15 protein-coding genes and 1 tRNA gene are annotated in these 15,763 nt (G+C 70.2%); 7 read left to right on the plus strand and 9 right to left on the minus strand.

The genetic code is table 11. The features are described 5' to 3' along the window. Positions 1 to 53: 53 nt before the first annotated feature. From ABZS97_RS03945 to galU, 7 genes are all read right to left on the minus strand, one after another. Positions 54 to 127, minus strand: a tRNA-Ala gene (locus tag ABZS97_RS03945). Between the two features lie 86 nt (positions 128 to 213). Then, positions 214 to 1,470, minus strand: coding sequence for a gephyrin-like molybdotransferase receptor GlpR (gene glpR / locus ABZS97_RS03950; protein WP_356133225.1), 1,257 nt, complete (start codon positions 1,468 to 1,470; stop codon positions 214 to 216). A gap of 215 nt (positions 1,471 to 1,685) precedes the next feature. Continuing rightward, positions 1,686 to 2,303 carry a GNAT family protein gene (locus ABZS97_RS03955; RefSeq protein ID WP_356133227.1) on the minus strand — a complete coding sequence of 206 codons (618 nt, stop codon included), beginning with the start codon at positions 2,301 to 2,303 and terminating at the stop codon, positions 1,686 to 1,688. Positions 2,304 to 2,329: 26 nt separating this feature from the next. Next, on the minus strand, positions 2,330 to 2,836 hold the full coding sequence (locus ABZS97_RS03960; RefSeq protein WP_356133229.1) for a MogA/MoaB family molybdenum cofactor biosynthesis protein: 507 nt from the start codon (positions 2,834 to 2,836) through the stop codon (positions 2,330 to 2,332). Next, positions 2,833 to 3,309: a cyclic pyranopterin monophosphate synthase MoaC gene (moaC, locus tag ABZS97_RS03965; protein WP_356133231.1), complete on the minus strand. Its 477-nt coding sequence runs from the start codon at positions 3,307 to 3,309 to the stop codon at positions 2,833 to 2,835. Before moaC ends, ABZS97_RS03960 begins: the two co-directional genes overlap by 4 nt. Positions 3,310 to 3,392: 83 nt before the next feature. Beyond that, entirely contained in the window at positions 3,393 to 4,715 is a 1,323-nt protein-coding gene (glp, locus tag ABZS97_RS03970) for a gephyrin-like molybdotransferase Glp (RefSeq protein WP_356133233.1), read from the minus strand. Between the two features lie 5 nt (positions 4,716 to 4,720). Then, positions 4,721 to 5,623, minus strand: coding sequence for a UTP--glucose-1-phosphate uridylyltransferase GalU (galU, locus tag ABZS97_RS03975; protein ID WP_356133235.1), 903 nt, complete (start codon positions 5,621 to 5,623; stop codon positions 4,721 to 4,723). 133 nt (positions 5,624 to 5,756) lie between these two features. Here galU and ABZS97_RS03980 point away from each other — a divergent pair, with 133 nt between their 5' ends. Beyond that, positions 5,757 to 6,332, plus strand: coding sequence for a 5-formyltetrahydrofolate cyclo-ligase (locus ABZS97_RS03980; protein WP_356133237.1), 576 nt, complete (start codon positions 5,757 to 5,759; stop codon positions 6,330 to 6,332). Between the two features lie 87 nt (positions 6,333 to 6,419). Here ABZS97_RS03980 and ABZS97_RS03985 read toward each other — a convergent pair whose 3' ends face one another. Further along, complete coding sequence (locus ABZS97_RS03985) at positions 6,420 to 9,179, minus strand: penicillin acylase family protein (protein ID WP_356133239.1); 2,760 nt, start codon at positions 9,177 to 9,179, stop codon at positions 6,420 to 6,422. 211 nt (positions 9,180 to 9,390) lie between these two features. On the opposite strand from ABZS97_RS03985, the gene ABZS97_RS03990 reads away from it, so the two are divergent. The 6 genes from ABZS97_RS03990 (at position 9,391) to ABZS97_RS04015 (ending at position 15,329) form a co-directional block, all read left to right on the plus strand. Further along, positions 9,391 to 10,890, plus strand: coding sequence for a potassium/proton antiporter (locus ABZS97_RS03990; RefSeq protein WP_356133369.1), 1,500 nt, complete (start codon positions 9,391 to 9,393; stop codon positions 10,888 to 10,890). Positions 10,891 to 11,151: 261 nt separating this feature from the next. Next, positions 11,152 to 12,450 (plus strand): MFS transporter, encoded by a 1,299-nt coding sequence (locus tag ABZS97_RS03995; RefSeq protein ID WP_356133242.1) that lies wholly within the window; start codon positions 11,152 to 11,154, stop codon positions 12,448 to 12,450. A gap of 206 nt (positions 12,451 to 12,656) precedes the next feature. Then, positions 12,657 to 12,989, plus strand: a complete 333-nt coding sequence (locus tag ABZS97_RS04000) for an FmdB family zinc ribbon protein (protein ID WP_356133246.1) — start codon at positions 12,657 to 12,659, stop codon at positions 12,987 to 12,989. A gap of 78 nt (positions 12,990 to 13,067) precedes the next feature. After that, complete coding sequence (locus tag ABZS97_RS04005) at positions 13,068 to 13,946, plus strand: S-methyl-5'-thioadenosine phosphorylase (RefSeq protein ID WP_356133250.1); 879 nt, start codon at positions 13,068 to 13,070, stop codon at positions 13,944 to 13,946. 165 nt (positions 13,947 to 14,111) lie between these two features. Then, positions 14,112 to 14,723, plus strand: coding sequence for a hypothetical protein (locus ABZS97_RS04010; protein WP_356133252.1), 612 nt, complete (start codon positions 14,112 to 14,114; stop codon positions 14,721 to 14,723). A gap of 129 nt (positions 14,724 to 14,852) precedes the next feature. Then, a complete protein-coding gene (locus ABZS97_RS04015) occupies positions 14,853 to 15,329 on the plus strand; it encodes an MscL family protein (protein ID WP_356133255.1) in 477 nt (158 codons plus the stop codon). 79 nt (positions 15,330 to 15,408) lie between these two features. On the opposite strand, the gene ABZS97_RS04020 is transcribed toward ABZS97_RS04015, so the two are convergent. Beyond that, positions 15,409 to 15,591 (minus strand): hypothetical protein, encoded by a 183-nt coding sequence (locus ABZS97_RS04020; RefSeq protein ID WP_356133257.1) that lies wholly within the window; start codon positions 15,589 to 15,591, stop codon positions 15,409 to 15,411. Between the last annotated feature and the right edge of the window lie 172 nt (positions 15,592 to 15,763).

Here is a 15,763-nt window from a genome sequence, read left to right on the forward strand (position 1 = left end):
ACGACGCCAAGGAGCCCCAATCGGATCAATCCGACTGGGGCTCTGAGCTGCGGTGGACCTGTGGGGATTTGAACCCCAGACCCCCTCGATGCGAACGAGGTGCGCTACCAGACTGCGCCACAGGCCCTTGCAACGAGTGAAACTCTAGCATCCTCATCCGGGTGCTTGGAAATCCGTTCCTGGCTGGTCAGCCGCGGGCCGGCGGAGGCGATGTCACTCGTTGGCCGCGCGCGGGCGGTCCCCGTCCTCGTACTGGTCGAACAGGGGCGTGCGGCCGCGCTCGCGGGCGCGCCGGGCGGACGCGGCGCGGCGGGCGTCGCTCCTGCCGTCGCAGTCGGCGTCGTCCGACTGGTCCTCGTCCGCGGGCTCGGCCTCCGGCGCGCTCTGCGCACCGGAGGCGCTCGGCTCGGCGGCGCTCGACCGCGCGGAGCTCCAGGCGTCGGGAGCCCCCAGGTCGACGCTGGACGTGGCCCGGGGCGCGACCGGCGCGGTCACGTACGTCGGCAACGGAACCGGCACCGGGTCCCAGCTCTCTCCGTTGCCGGGGCCCCGCTGGCGCTCGCGCTGCTGGTCGACCCACTCCGCGTGGTCGGTCTGCTCGACGAGGGCGCGGCGGTCGGCCGCCAGTGCCAGCAGCCCGGGGTCGGTCTCGTTCTCTGGTCCGTCCTCCGGTTCGTCGCCGCCGGGGTCGACGGGCGGCCGACGGCGCGGCTGACGCTCCCGCAGCCGCTGGGCCGCGACTTCGGCCTGGCGGCGGTCCATGACGTAGGTGAAGCGCCGGCGCTCCTGGGCGCGCAGGTACACGATGTACGCGCTGAGCAGCACCGCGGGTACGCCGGGCGCCCACAGGAACGCGAGCCCGCCGACGGCCGCGACGATCGCGCCGAGCGTGAAGGCGAGGAAGAGCATGACGGTCGTACGCCGCCGGCGTGCGAGTACCTTCGTGCGCCGGGCGCGGGCCGCGGCCTCCGCGGAGGCGGCGCGGCGCGCCGCCGAGGGCTGCCGGGGCGCGGACTTGGCCGTGGGCTTGGGAGACTGCTTGGCCGACTGCTGCGGTACGGGCCTGGCGGGCGCCTGGGACGCCTGCTTGACACTCTGCTGGGCGCCCTGACCGGCAGCGGCCTGCGGTGCCTGCTTCTGCGCCTGCTTCTGCTCCGGCTCGGCCCGCGACGGCAGTTGGGCCGAGACCTGCGGCCGCGCCGGAGGCATGGCGAAGGCCCGGACGTCCACCGAGTCGGTGACCGTGCCCGGTTCGGCGCTGGGCTCCCCCTCGTCGGTGGAGCGCGCCCGCAGGTCCTTGGCGTACCGGCGCTCCATTCCCGCCCGTCCGGACAGCAGCCGGATGGCGGTGCTGAAGCGTTCCGTCGGACGGGCTTCGTTCAGCTCGTCCTGCCTACGGAGCCACATCGGCACCAAGTAGGCGGCCCAGGCCCCGACGATGACTGCGTAGATGAGGCCGCTGCTGCTCACGCCTCACACGGTAGAGGGGTTTGCGTGAGGCCATCTGCCAATTGGGCCGGTGTGTCGCACGATCTGGCTGATATTTCGAGCTTTTTTTGTGACCGATGCGATCAGCAGGCCACCGGGAGCGTGAATTTAATGCCCTCAGGTGATCGCCGGGCGATCAATTTCGAACATGTATTTCATTTATGCCGCGCTGTCCGACCCACCCCGCTCACCGGCACTTACGCCGTGTTCCTCGGAGTGTTCCGCGGCGACTTCTGTGAGCGTGCCCGCCGCCAGCGGGCGAGCAACCCCTCCGGTACCTCTTCGGCGGTGAGCGCGAAGACGAGATGGTCGCGCCAGGCCCCGTCGATGTGGAGATAACGTGGCCGCAGGCCTTCCTCACGGAATCCGAGTTTCTCCACGACCCGGCGGCTGGGCCCGTTCTCCGGGCGAATGCAGACCTCGATGCGGTGCAGTCCGACGGTGCGGAAGCAGTGGTCGGTCACCAGCGCCACGGCGGTCGGCATCACTCCGCGGCCCGCCACCCCCTGGTCCACCCAGTAGCCGATATGCCCTGAGCACATCGATCCCCAGGTGATCCCTGCGACGGTCAACTGCCCGACGAGCTGCCCCTGGTACTCGATCACGAAGGGCAGCATCCGGCCCGAGTTGGCCTCGGCGCGCAGATGCCGGACCATCTGCCGGTAGGTCGGCCGGTGCGCGATCGGACCGCTGGGCGTGGGCGGCGGAATCGTCGCCTCCCACGGGCGCAGCCAGTCCCGGTTGCGCCGGTTGACCTCGCGCCAGGCCCGCTGGTCGCGCAGCTTTATGGGCCGGAGGACCACATCGCCGTCCACCAGCTCGACGGGCCAGGATGGGGTGTTCAGTTCGCACCCCCGCCGGGTCTGGGGTGGTCGCCGCCACGGATCTGGTCGACGGCGTGGATCAGCAGGGGCTCCAGGACGGCCAGGCCGTCCCGTACTCCGCCGGTGGAACCCGGCAGGTTGACGATCAGCGTCGCTCCCGCGACTCCGGCGAGCCCGCGGGACAGCGCCGCCGTCGGCACCTTCTCCCTGCCGAACGCCCTGATGGCCTCCGGGATGCCCGGGACCTCGTGGTCGAGGACGCGCCGGGTGGCCTCGGGGGTCCTATCGGTGGGCGAGATCCCCGTACCACCGGTGGTCACGATGACGTCGTACCCGGCGTCCACGCCCGCGCGCAGCGCGGCCTCGACGGGATCGCCGTCGGGGACGACCTGCGGCCCCTCGACCGTGAAGCCGAACGCCGCCAGCCCCTGCGCGATCAGCGGTCCGCCCCTGTCCTCGTAGACGCCCGCGGCGGCCCGGTTGGAGGCGGTGACCACCAGGGCGCGGTACGGCCCGGCGGTCATGCCCGGCTCCAGTCGCCCGACTTGCCGCCCGTCTTCTCCTCCACCCGCACGTCCGTGATGACCGCTCCCTTGTCGACCGCCTTGACCATGTCGATCACGGTGAGGGCCGCCACGCTGACCGCGGTGAGGGCTTCCATCTCGACACCCGTGCGGTCGGTGGTCTTCACGGTGGCGCGGATCTCGACGGCGTCGTCCGCGACCGACAGATCAATCTTGACACCTGACACCGACAACGGGTGGCAGAGCGGGATCAGGTCCGGCGTGCGCTTGGCACCCATGATCCCCGCGATGCGCGCGGTGGCGAGGGCGTCTCCCTTGGGAACCCCCTCGCCGCGCAGCAGCTCGACCACCCGGGGCGAGACCAGGACACGGCCGCTGGCGCGGGCGGTGCGCGCGGTCACGTCCTTCCCGGATACGTCGACCATACGGGCGGCGCCCGCGTCGTCGATGTGCGTCAGTCGGTCCGTACTCATCTGTTGTGGCGCTCCCGGTCCGGGCCCGTCGCGGTGCGGCGCGTGGCCTGTGTGCGCGACACGGTACCGCCAAGTCGGGGCACTCAGCCGAGCAGGACCACCTCGACCTCGGCGCCGGGCTCGACAGAGGTGTCGTCCTCGGGGACCACGATCAGCGCGTCCGCCTGGGCCAGGGCGGCGATCAGATGGGATCCGGCGCCTCCGACCGGGGTCACCTTCCCGTCGGCGTACTTCCCCCGCAGGAATTGCCGGCGGCCACCGGGCGAGGTCAGTGCCTTGGCCGTCTCCAGGGTCGCCCGGGTCGTGGGCCGGTGGACGTCCTCCAGGCCCATCAGGGTGCGGATCGCGGGGCGCACGAACAGCTCGAAGGAGACGTACGAGGAGACCGGGTTGCCCGGGAGCGCGAGCAGCGGGATGTGCTCGGGGCCGATGGAACCGAAGCCCTGGGGCTTGCCGGGCTGCATGGCGAGCTTGCGGAAGTCGATGCCGCTGCCCGGCTCGTCCTCGTCACCCACGGAGGAGAGCGCTTCCTTGACGACGTCGTACGCCCCCACGCTCACCCCGCCCGTCGTGACGAGCAGGTCGGCGCGGATGAGCTGGTCCTCGATGGTGGAGCGCAGTGTCTCGGCGTCGTCGGCCACCGCGCCCACCCGGTAGGCGATGGCTCCGGCGTCACGGGCGGCCGCGCAGAGGGCGAAGCTGTTGGAGTCGTAGATCTGGCCGGGGCCCAATTCCTCGTCGGGCTGGGCCAGTTCGCTGCCGGTCGACAGGACCACCACGCGCGGGCGCGGGCGCACGCGCACCGTTCCGCGGCCGATCGCGGCGAGCAGTGCGATCTGCGGCGGGCCGAGGACGGTGCCCGCGTCGAGGGCGCGGTCGCCGGCCTTGACGTCGCTGCCCTGCGCGCGCACATGCGCGCGTGCCTCGGCCGAGCGGTGCACCTGCACCTCGCCACGGGCTCCGTCGGGGGCCGCGCTGTGGGCGCGCATCCCGGAGACGGGACCACCGCCCAGTCCGCCGTCGGTCCACTCCACGGGGACGACGGCCTCGGCGCCGGGCGGCAGCGGCGCTCCGGTCATGATGCGGGCGGCCTGGCCGGGGCCCACGTGGGGCTGCTCGGCCTGGCCCGCGGCGACATCGCCGACGACCGTCAGCACCGCCGGGTACTCCTCGCTCGCGCCCGCGACATCGGCGACCCGGACCGCGTACCCGTCCATGGAGCTGTTGTCGAACGGCGGCAGGGAGACCGACACCGTGACGTCCTCGACCAGGACGCAGCCCTGGGCGTCGAGGAGTTGCAGCTCGATGGGTTCGAGGGGGCGGACTGTCGCGAGGATGTCCTCCAGGTGTTCGGTCACCGACCAGAGGTGGTCCTGGCCGACGGCGCGGGGCGCGGCGCTGCTCAAAGTTGCTACATCTCCTCGGCTACGTAACTGCGAAGCCAGGACCGGAAGTCCGGGCCCAGGTCTTCACGTTCGCACGCGAGTCTGACAATGGCACGCAGATAGTCGCCGCGGTCACCGGTGTCATAGCGGCGGCCCTTGAAGACCACGCCGTGCACGGGTCCGCCGACCTTCTCGTCCGCGGCGAGCTGCTGCAGCGCGTCGGTGAGCTGGATCTCGCCGCCGCGGCCCGGCTCGGTCTTGCGCAGTATGTCGAAGATGTGCGGGTCGAGGACGTAGCGTCCGATGATCGCGTAGTTGCTGGGGGCGTCCGCCGGGTCCGGCTTCTCGACCAGGCCCGTCACCTTCACCAGATCACCCTCGTCGGTGGCGTCGACGGCGGCGCATCCGTAGAGGTGGATCTGCTCGGGGGCGACCTCCATGAGCGCGATGACGCTGCCGCCGTGCTGCTCCTGGACCTCGACCATGCGCGCCAGCAGCGGGTCGCGCGGGTCGATCAGGTCGTCGCCGAGGAGCACGGCGAAGGGCTCGTGGCCGACGTGCGGAGCCGCGCACAGGACGGCGTGACCGAGGCCCCTGGGGTCGCCCTGGCGCACGTAGTGCATGGTCGCGAGGTCGCTGGACTCCTGGACCTTGGCGAGCCGGCTGGCGTCGCCCTTCTTTTGAAGGGCCGACTCCAGCTCGTAGTTGCGGTCGAAGTGGTCCTCAAGGGGGCGTTTGTTGCGACCGGTGATCATCAGGACGTCGTCCAGACCCGCCGACACGGCCTCTTCGACCACGTATTGGATCGCCGGCTTGTCGACGACCGGCAGCATCTCCTTGGGAGTGGCTTTGGTGGCCGGCAGGAACCGGGTGCCGAGGCCTGCGGCGGGGATGACAGCCTTGCTGATCCTGGGGTGCGACTCAGTCATGCCCACAACCATATCCGGTGGCTATGTGCGGAATCTGTGTCTCCGGTTAATTCGCTCTCATATGAGCATGTTTGGAAGAATACGGGAGTCACCTGTGAGCCGGCCCGGACCAGGATCAGAGCTTGACAAGGGAATGTTGCGGCGAGAGTTCCTCACGGTGAGAAGCCGGTTGACGGCGGATGACGTGCGGGAAACGGCGGCGGCGCTCGCCGCCCGCGCGCTCGGGCTGCCCGAACTGGCGCAAGCGCGCACGGTGGCGGCGTACGTCTCCGTGGGGAGTGAGCCCGGCACTCTCGCGCTCTTGGACGCGCTGCGCGCGCGGGGCGCACGCGTTCTGCTCCCCGCGCTCCTGCCCGACAACGATCTGGACTGGGGCACCTACACCGGCGAGGACTCCCTCGCGCGCGTCCGGCACGGCGGGAAGATGGCCCTCCTGGAACCCGTCGGCGAGCGCCTCGGCCCGGACGCCGTGCGGGACGCCGACGTCGTGCTCCTGCCAGGGCTGGCGGTGGACGCGCGCGGCATGCGCCTGGGCCGCGGCGGGGGCTCGTACGACCGCGTACTGGCCCGGCTGGAGCGCGCGGGCGCCGATCCCGCCCTCGTGGTGCTCCTGTACGACACGGAGGTCGTCGAGCACGTCCCCGAGGAAGCGCACGACCGGCCGGTGCACGCGGTGGTGACCCCCTCGGGAGTGCGCCGCTTCCGCTGAACGATCTCGTGCCCGGCAGGCGAAACGGCCCTCCACGCACGCGTGGAGGGCCGTTTTCGTCATCCGTTCTTCGTCATCCGCCGGCCGTCAGGGCTTGAGCACCAGCGTGTCGCTCGTGCTCTTGTCGACCGCCTTCTTGGAGAAGGACCACGGCAGCAGTTCGCCCTTGGCCCACTTGTCCGTCTGGTCGGTGTAGTGGGCGCTGTAGGCGTGTCCGGAGGCGCCGGAGAGGTTGATCCACTTGGACTTGTCGAGGTCCCCGAGGTTGACCACCATCCGCATCGACGGCACCCAGACCACTCCGTAGCCGCCCGCCGCGTTCCAGCCGGTCGCGTTGACCGTCGCCTCGCCGCCGCTGAGCTTCCAGGGGCCGCGGTTGAGCATGTACTTGATGAAGCGGGGCCCTTCGGTACCGAGGGTCTGGTTCTTCAGGAACAGGCGGTGCAGCCGGCCCCAGCTCCAGGTGTCGATGTCCTTGCCGAGCTTGGCGGTCAGCTCCCAGCGGGCGTCCTTGAGGGCCCGCGCGAACAACTCGTCACGGGTGTCGGCCGGCTTGTCCAGGCGCGTCTTGGGCGCCGTCCACCAGTCGTTCTTCTCGTCGTCGACGATCTTGCGGACCACCTCGAACCAGCGGTCGCCGCCGTCCGGTTGGGCCTGGTCGGCGTCGCGCTGACCGCACTCGCGGACCTTGGCGTCGTCGTCGTCCACGGGGCCCGTGGTGTCCACCGGGTCGACGTACAGGCACTGGCCCTTGACCCGCAGCTCCTTGGGCAGCTTGTTGCCGAAGGCGAGCTTGAGGATGTTGCGCCAGGTCGCGTTGAAGTACGCGGCGGCCGCCGAGTCGGCGTCCTGCGTGTAGTCCCAGCCCTCCAGGAGCTTCTGCGCCTCGCGGACGTTCTTGTCCTTGACGTCGATCTTGAGCAGCTTGGGCACCAGGAGCTTGGCGATCTCACTGCTGTTGTCCAGCTGCATCTGGCGCATGTCGTCGGTGGAGATCTTGCCGCCGCCGTCGATCTTCGACTGGATCAGGTCGGTGATCCGCTGACTGCGCGCGCCGTAACCCCAGTCCGCGGTGAGCGTGTAGGGGTACTTGTCCTTGTCGACGACAGCCTGGTTGGCGGTCACGATGTAGCCGCGCTTCGGGTTGTACTCGTAGGGCAGTTCGGCCTGCTTGATGTAACCGGTCCACTGGTACTTGGAGTCCCAGCCCGGCGACGGGAGCGAGCCGTCGCCCTCGCCGCGCGTCGGGATCTTCCCCGGCAGCTGGTAGCCGATGTTGTCCTTGGTGTCGGCGTAGATCAGGTTCTGCGAGGGCACGTCGAAGGACGCGGAGGCCTTGCGGAACTCGCTCCAGTCGGAGGCCTTGTCCATCTCGAAGACGGCGTCCATGGAGTTGCCCGGGTCCAGCGCGGTCCAGCGCAGCGAGATGCCGTAGCCGTCGCCGCGGTCGGGCGCCGCGGTGTCGACGGTGGCCTTCTTGCCGACCTTGACGAGTTCGTCGTTGCGGTCGGACAGCAGGGGCCCGTTGTTGGTCTCCCGGACGACGATCGTCTTGGAGTCGCCGCCCGCGACCTTGATCGTCTCCTCGCGGGTCCTGAAGGGCAGCACCTTGCCGTCGTACTGGTAGCCGTTGCCGGTGAGCTTCTCCAGGTAGAGGTCGGTCACGTCGACCCCGGAGTTGGTCATGCCCCAGGCGATGTCCTGGTTGTGGCCGATGACCACACCCGGCATGCCCGCGAAGGTGTAACCGGACACGTCGTACTGGCACTTGCTGGAGATGCCCCGGCAGTGCAGGCCCATCTGGTACCAGACCGAGGGCAGCGAGGCCGACAGGTGCGGGTCGTTGGCCAGCAGCGGCTTGTTGGTGATGGTGTGCGACCCGGCGACGACCCAGGAGTTGGAGCCGATGCCGTTGCCGTTCACGCCGACGGCCGTGGGCACGTCGTCGAGCACGTCGTAGAGCCCCGACAGCTGACTCTGCAGGTCGGCACCGGACGCCGTGGCGTTGCCCGTGAGTCCGGTACCCGCCGTGCCGGTCGAGGATGCCGTACTGGAGCTTCCCTGGACGTACGACTTGGTGACCGTGTCGTACTCGCCCTCCTGGACGATCGCCTTGTTCCGGCTGTACGGGTACTCCGGATACAGGTCGGCGATCTGCTTCGGGCCGAGGCGGCTGGTCATCAGGGACCGGTCGATCTCTTCCTGCATGTTGCCGCGCAGGTCCCAGGCCATCGCCTTGAGCCAGGCCACCGAGTCGACCGGAGTCCACTCCTTGGGCGTGTAGTCGTTGGTGAAGCCAAGGGCCGCGTACTCCAGGGAGATATCCTCGGCGTCCTTGCCCTTCAGGTAGGCGTTGACTCCCTTGGCGTACGCCTGGAGGTACTTCTTCGTGGAGGCCGACAGCTTGGTGTCGTACTCCTTCTTCGCCACCCGGTCCCAGCCCAGTGTGCGCAGGAACTCGTCGTCCTTGACCTGGCCCTTGCCGAACATCTCGGACAGCCGGCCCGAGGTCATGTGGCGGCGTACGTCCATCTCGTAGAACCGGTCCTGCGCCTGGACGTACCCCTGCGCCATGAACAGGTCCGCGTCCGAGGCGGCGTAGATCTGCGGGATTCCGTTGCCGTCACGCTGCACGTCCACGGGTCCTGACAGACCGTCGAGCGTGAGTGAGCCCTTGGTCTGCGGGAAGGAGGCGCGCACGGTACTGATGCTCCAGTACGCACCGAAGGCGACGCCTCCGATGATGGCCAGGACCAGGACAATCAAGAACAGACGGGCTTTGCGCCCCTTCTTCCTGCCGGACTTGCCGGGCTTTTGGCCGGAAGAGGCGGTGGTGTTGGGGGGCATCGCTGTCCTTGCTGTCCTAACGCGAGCGGCAGGCGGTCCTGGAGTGCTGGAGCAACCATAGGCGCAGGGCCCACCGCACCTTGACGCGGAGTCGGTCCCTGGGCGGACGGCCGTTCGATCTTGCCCTGCGAAGTGTCAAGAAAGCGTCAAGAGTTAGGTAGGGTAACTAGACAAGGTAACTAAGTGCTCGGGTCAGAGAAGGGAAGGTCCGCTGACTGTCCACCACCTCAACCAGCTCCTGCTCGTCTGCTCGCTCGTTCTGCTCGTCGCGGTGGCGGCGGTTCGGATCTCCTCGCGCAGCGGGCTCCCCAGCCTGCTCGTCTACCTGGGCATCGGCATCGCCATGGGCCAGGACGGGCTGGGCGACGTCCACTTCAACAACGCCGAGATGACCCAGGTCATCGGATACGCGGCCCTGGTCGTGATCCTGGCCGAGGGCGGTCTCGGAACGAAGTGGAAGGAGGTCAGACCGGCGCTGCCGGCTGCCACCTCCCTGGCGCTGGTCGGAGTCGCGGTGAGCGTCGGGGTCACGGCCACGGGGGCGCACTACCTCGTCGGGCTGGAGTGGCGCCAGGCGCTCATCATCGGAGCGGTGGTGTCCTCCACGGACGCGGCGGCGGTCTTCTCGGTCCTGCGGAAAGTACCCCTCCCCGCGCGCGTGACGGGCGTCCTGGAGGCCGAGTCCGGCTTCAACGACGCTCCGGTGGTCATCCTGGTCGTCGCCTTCTCCGAGGTCGGTCCGGTGGAGCACTGGTACGTGCTGCTGGGCGAGATAGCCCTGGAGCTGGCCATCGGCGCGGCCCTCGGTCTCGCGGTCGGCTGGCTCGGCTCATGGGGGCTCAGGCATGTGGCGCTGCCCGCCTCCGGCCTCTACCCGATCGCCGTGATGGCGATCGCGGTCACGGCCTACGCCGCCGGCGCCCTGGCACACGGCAGCGGCTTCCTCGCCGTGTACCTCGCGTCGATGGTGCTCGGCAACGCGAAACTCCCGCACTGGCCCGCCACCCGCGGCTTCGCCGAAGGGCTCGGCTGGATCGCCCAGATCGGCATGTTCGTCCTGCTCGGTCTGCTGGTCACACCGCACCAGATGGGCGACGACATCTGGCCCGCACTCCTCATAGGCCTGATCCTCACCATGGTGGCGCGACCGCTCAGCGTGCTGGTCAGCCTGCTGCCGTTCCGGCTGCCCTGGCAGGAGCAGACCCTGATGTCCTGGGCTGGCCTGCGCGGCGCCGTGCCCATCATCCTCGCGACGATCCCCATGGTCAGCGGCATCCAGGGAAGCGTGCGGATCTTCAACATCGTCTTCGTCCTGGTGGTCGTCTACACCTTCATCCAGGGGCCCACCCTGCCCTGGCTGGCCCGCAAGCTGCGGCTGGGCGAGTCCACGGGGGCGGCCGACCTGGGAATCGAATCGGCGCCCCTGGAGCGGCTGCGCGGACACCTGCTGTCCGTCGCGATCCCGAAGGGGTCGCGCATGCACGGCGTCGAGGTCCACGAGCTGCGCCTGCCCGCGGGCGCCGCCGTCACGCTCGTCGTACGCGGCGGAACGTCCTTCGTGCCACTGCCCACGACCGTGCTGCGGCGCGGCGACGAACTGCTCGTGGTGGCCACCGACCCGGTCCGGGACGCGGCGGAGAAGCGGCTGCGCGCCGTCGGCCAGGGCGGCAAACTGGCCGGCTGGCTGGGCACGGGCGACAACGGGCATTAACGGGCGATATCCGGGCGATATGCATTCACAGGTGAACGTCATCATGGTGCTCGTTTTCACAGGCACCGCATCGCCCGCCCCTGTAGGATGAAGGCAGACTTAGATCGAACCAACTCTGCCTGACGCAGAGCTGGCGCGACCGTATGGCGGTCGTGGTGCCCTCGCAGGGGGTGCCCGGCATCTACCGCAGTTCCGCGCAAGAGGACAGCTCTCGGCGCCCCCCGCACGGGCGCGCTACCAGGCGGCAGAAAGGCACGGGCCGTGGCATCCACGGTCACCTCCGAGCCGTCGAAGACCTCGTCGGCTCCCGCCCGCCCGGGATACGGACAGCTGCTGCGCACCCGCGGCGCCTGGACGTTCCTGCTTCCCGGTTTCGCCGCACGCCAGCCGTTCGCGATGCTGACCATCTCAATCGTGCTCCTGGTGCAGCACACCACCGGTTCGTACGGCGCCGCAGGCGCCGTCGCCGCCGTCACCGGGGTCGCCATGGCCCTGTTCGCGCCCTACAGCGGCCGCCTGGCGGACCGCCACGGGCAGCGCGCCGTCCTGCTGCCGGGCGTCCTCGTACACTCCGTCTCCGGTCTCACGCTGACCGCGCTGGCGCTCTCGGGCGCCCCCCTGTGGGCGCTGTTCGCGGCGGCCGTACCGACCGGCGCCTCGGTGCCGCAGGTCGGCCCCATGGTCCGCGCCCGCTGGGGCGTGAAGCTCCAGGGCTCACCCCTGATGACCACCGCGGCGGCCTTCGAGTCCGTCACGGACGAGCTGACCTTCGTGCTCGGCCCGCTGGTGGCGACCGCCCTGTGCACCACCGTGGACCCCTCCGCGGGCCTGCTGACCGAGTCCGCGCTGACTCTGATCGGCGGACTTCTTTTCGCCGCACAGAAGAGCACCCAGCCTTCCGTCGCCCCCGCGACCCACGCGCGCGTGGAGCACGTTTCCGCGCTGCGCGTCCCCGGCATCCGCGTCCTGATCGTGACCTTCCTCGGCATCGGCTCCGTCTTCGGCGGCATGCAGGTCTCGCTCGCCGCCTTCGCCGAGTCGATCGGCGAACCCGGGCTGAACGGCGTCCTGTACGGCGTCTTCGCCGCGGGCAACATGCTCTCCGGTGTCGTCTGCGGCGCCGTCGCCTGGAAGATCGCCCCGCAGCGGCGGCTGCTCGTCGGGTACGCGGCCCTCGCGCTGACCGCCTCCGGGCTGTGGGCCGCCCACTCCGTGGTGGTGCTCGCCGGAATCGGCCTCCTGGTCGGCATGTGCATCGCTCCGGCCCTGATCACCGGCTACACGCTGGTCGAGGGCCTGGTACCGCCGACCGCCCGCACCGAGGCCTTCACCTGGCTGACGGGCGCGGTCGCGCTCGGCCAGGCGGCGGCCGTCACGGTCGCCGGACAACTGGAGGACCGCCTCTGGGACGGTGCAGGTTTCCTGGTGCCGATGGCCGGTACGGCACTGGCTCTGGCGACCCTGGTGACCCTGCGCTCGCACCTCGCGCCGCCGCGCGCGACCAGAGTGGTCACGCGCGGCGTGGCCCATCGCGAGCCTGTCGCGATCGGTGAGATGTGACGTGTCGAATATTCCGTTTCCGCAGGAATACGTCACTGTGACTCCGCCGCAAAGCGGCTTCTCACTTGGGCACAAGGCCCTCATGACGGTCAAGCCCTGACCGCCGCCCGCGGGCAGGTGACGCACGTTACTCCATTTGCTGGCCGCACAGGTTAATATGGACGATCGTTAGCACTCACTGAGTGAGAGTGCCAGGAGGAAGACAAGTGCCGACCTACCAGTACCAGTGCACCGAGTGCGGCGAGGGCCTCGAGGCGGTGCAGAAGTTCACCGACGACGCCCTGACCGAGTGCCCCAACTGCGGTGGCCGCCTGAAGAAGGTGTTCTCGGCCGTCGGCATCGTCTTCAAGGGCTCCGGCTTCTACCGCAATGACAGCCGCGGCTCCTCGTCGAGCAGCTCGCCGGCGTCGAAGCCGTCGACGTCCACGTCGCCGAGCTCTTCGTCGTCGACTTCCACGTCCTCGTCGAGCTCCTCGTCCTCCTCGGACGCGAAGTCGTCGGGCAGCGGCTCGTCCAGCAGCAGCAGCTCCGCCGCGTAAGGCTCACTTCTTACGGGACCCTGTCGTCATACGACGACGGGGTCTTCGGCGTCCCCCGACCCGGCTAGGGTGCGGTCCATGGCGAACACGGAGAATCCTCAGGGCCCGGCCGGGGCGAAGACGCAGGCCAGGGCCGAGATCGGTGTCATCGGTGGCTCGGGCCTCTACTCCTTCCTCGACGACGTCACCGAGATACAGGTCGACACCCCTTACGGACCGCCCAGCGACTCCCTGTTCCTCGGCGAGGTCGCCGGGCGACGGGTCGCCTTCCTCCCCCGGCACGGCCGCGGCCACCATCTGCCGCCGCACCGCATCAACTACCGGGCCAACCTGTGGGCGCTGCGCTCCGTCGGCGCCCGCCAGGTGCTCGGCCCCTGCGCGGTGGGCGGTCTGCGCCCCGAGTACGGGCCGGGGACGCTGCTCGTTCCGGACCAGATGGTCGACCGTACGAAGGCACGGGCGCAGACGTACTTCGACGGGCACCCCCTGCCCGGTGGGGGCGTGCCGAACGTCGTGCACGTGTCGCTGGCCGACCCGTACTGCCCCGTCGGCCGCAAGGCCGCGCTGGAGGCCGCCCGCGGCCGGGACTGGGAGCCCGTGGACGGCGGCACGCTCGTGGTGGTGGAGGGGCCGCGCTTCTCGACCCGCGCCGAATCGCTGTGGCACCGGGCGCAGGGCTGGTCCGTGGTGGGCATGACCGGTCACCCCGAGGCGGCTCTCGCCCGTGAACTGGAGCTCTGCTACACGTCGCTGACCCTGGTCACCGACCTCGACGCGGGTGTCGAGACCGGTGAGGGCGTCTCGCACGACGAGGTGCTGAAGGTGTTCGCGGCGAACGTCGACCGGCTGCGCAGCGTGCTGTTCGACCTGGTGGCGGGGCTGCCGGCGAACGAGACGCGGGATTGTCCGTGCACCAGGGCGCTGGGCGGGATGGACCCGGGCTTCGAGCTGCCGTGACCCTCCGGCCGACCGCTCGCCACCACCGGTGGCCGGGGCGGAACTTCCCGTTCGGGTGAGGGAGTTGTCCACAACCCGCCAGTAACCCACCGGCCGCGGCGGGCCTCGCCGCGAAGCCTCATCGTGGGATCGCAAGCCGATCTCTCGTCGCAGGTGGTGGTCACCATGGCACAGCTCCCTTCCGCGGTCTCTCCCTCGGTCCCTCGCTCGGTCTCTCCTCCGGTACGCCCGCTGGGCACGGACGCTCCTCCCACGTGCGAGGTGCCGCACTTCGCGCCTGTGCGGGTGCGGGGCGGCGCGTATCTGCTGCGGCGTCTGCTGCGGCACCGGAGGCGAGCCGTGGCCGCGGGGCTCGCGGTCACGGCGGCCGCGCTGGTGGCGGCGGGCCCTCGTGACGCCGAGCGTGCACGAGGGCGTCCCGCGGCGGCACCGGCCTCCGCCTCCGCTCCTGCTTCAGCCCCTGCTTCTGTCTCCGGTTCTGTCTCCGGTTCTGTCTCCGGGCGCGAGCGGCATGCGGTCGAGAGGGTGACGGCGCCGGTACGGATCGCCGACGCGGCCACCGTCCGGTTGCTGCGGCCGGGCGACCGGGTCGACGTGGTCGCCGCGGACAGCGGCGGTGCGGCGCGGGTGGTCGCGTCCGGTGCGCGGGTGACCGACGTGCCGGACATCGGTGCCACCGAGACGGGAGCGCTGCTCGTCCTGTCGGTCCCACGGGCCGCGGCCGCGCGGCTGGCCGGGGCGAGCGCGACCTCTCGGCTGGCGGTGACGCTGTGCTGAGCCTCCCAGGACGCACCACCGACCAGGTGTCAAGTCCCTCGTTGGAGCTGCCCAATTGGACAGGCCCGGCAGACCCTGACGTAGGTTGCGGAGCTGTTTGTTCCACAACTTGTGCAGAGGGGCCTCTTGGTGAGCGAGAAGAAGCCGGGCGTCTGGGTGGGCTTCAAGACCTTCCTGACACGTGGGAACGTCGTCGATCTGGCAGTCGCCGTGGTCATCGGCGCCGCCTTCACGAATGTCGTCAACTCGGTGGTGAAGGGCATCATCAATCCACTGGTCGGCGCGTTCGGCACCAAGGATCTCGACAAGTACCGCTCGTGCCTGAAGTCGCCCTGCACGGTCAACAAGGCGACGGGTGCGGTCACGAGCGGCATCCCGATCATGTGGGGCACGGTCCTCAGTGCCACGCTCACGTTCCTGATCACCGCGGCCGTCGTCTACTTCCTGATGGTCCTGCCGATGTCCAAGTACCTGGCCCGGCAGGCCGCCCGCCAGAAGGCGAAGGAGGGCACGCAGGAGATCATCGAGGTGTCCGAGCTGGAGGTCCTCAAGGAGATCCGCGACGCCCTGGTGGCGCAGCGCGGTTCGGGGCACAGCCGGGAGTAGCCGGCGCGTTGCGGCGCCTGGCACGGCACCTCGGGGCCCGGACACGGGGGTTCGGGGCCCTGGGGTGCCGGGCCCGGGCTCAGATGTGGTGGGGCGGCTTCTCGTCGAGGAAGCGCTTCAGGTCGGCCGCGCTGTCGCCGCCGGTGGTGGGCCGCTCGCCCCAGCCGTCGTCCGTGTCGTCCGAGGACTGCCGGTACAGCGGGTCGTCGAAGTCGAGCGCGTTCTTCGGGTCGCGCGGTTCGGGGGCGGGGGCGGTACTCATGCCCCCAGGGTACGCCGAGGGGCCGCGGCCCCCTGGTCCAGCTGGGGACCGGGTCGGCGCCGCACCACCGGGGGTTCCGGCCGGCACCGCACCACCGGGGGTCCCGGCCGGCACCGCACCACCGGGGGTCCCGGCCGGCACCGCACCACCGGCGCAAGGAGAGCCCGTCCGC

Origin of the sequence: Streptomyces sp. NPDC005485 (assembly GCF_040606085.1) — a bacterium.
Lineage (GTDB): Bacteria > Actinomycetota > Actinomycetes > Streptomycetales > Streptomycetaceae > Streptomyces.

What these genes read in the sequence shown, in the direction of transcription:
- ABZS97_RS03960 (WP_356133229.1), bottom strand. Translation starts at nt 2,836, where the DNA reads ATGACCGCCGGGCCGTACCGCGCCCTGGTGGTCACCGCCTCCAACCGG.
- ABZS97_RS04010 (WP_356133252.1), top strand. Translation starts at nt 14,112, where the DNA reads ATGGCACAGCTCCCTTCCGCGGTCTCTCCCTCGGTCCCTCGCTCGGTC.
- ABZS97_RS04005 (WP_356133250.1), top strand. Translation starts at nt 13,068, where the DNA reads ATGGCGAACACGGAGAATCCTCAGGGCCCGGCCGGGGCGAAGACGCAG.
- galU (WP_356133235.1), bottom strand. Translation starts at nt 5,623, where the DNA reads ATGACTGAGTCGCACCCCAGGATCAGCAAGGCTGTCATCCCCGCCGCA.
- ABZS97_RS03980 (WP_356133237.1), top strand. Translation starts at nt 5,757, where the DNA reads ATGTTGCGGCGAGAGTTCCTCACGGTGAGAAGCCGGTTGACGGCGGAT.
- ABZS97_RS04020 (WP_356133257.1), bottom strand. Translation starts at nt 15,591, where the DNA reads ATGAGTACCGCCCCCGCCCCCGAACCGCGCGACCCGAAGAACGCGCTC.
- ABZS97_RS03985 (WP_356133239.1), bottom strand. Translation starts at nt 9,179, where the DNA reads ATGCCCCCCAACACCACCGCCTCTTCCGGCCAAAAGCCCGGCAAGTCC.
- moaC (WP_356133231.1), bottom strand. Translation starts at nt 3,309, where the DNA reads ATGAGTACGGACCGACTGACGCACATCGACGACGCGGGCGCCGCCCGT.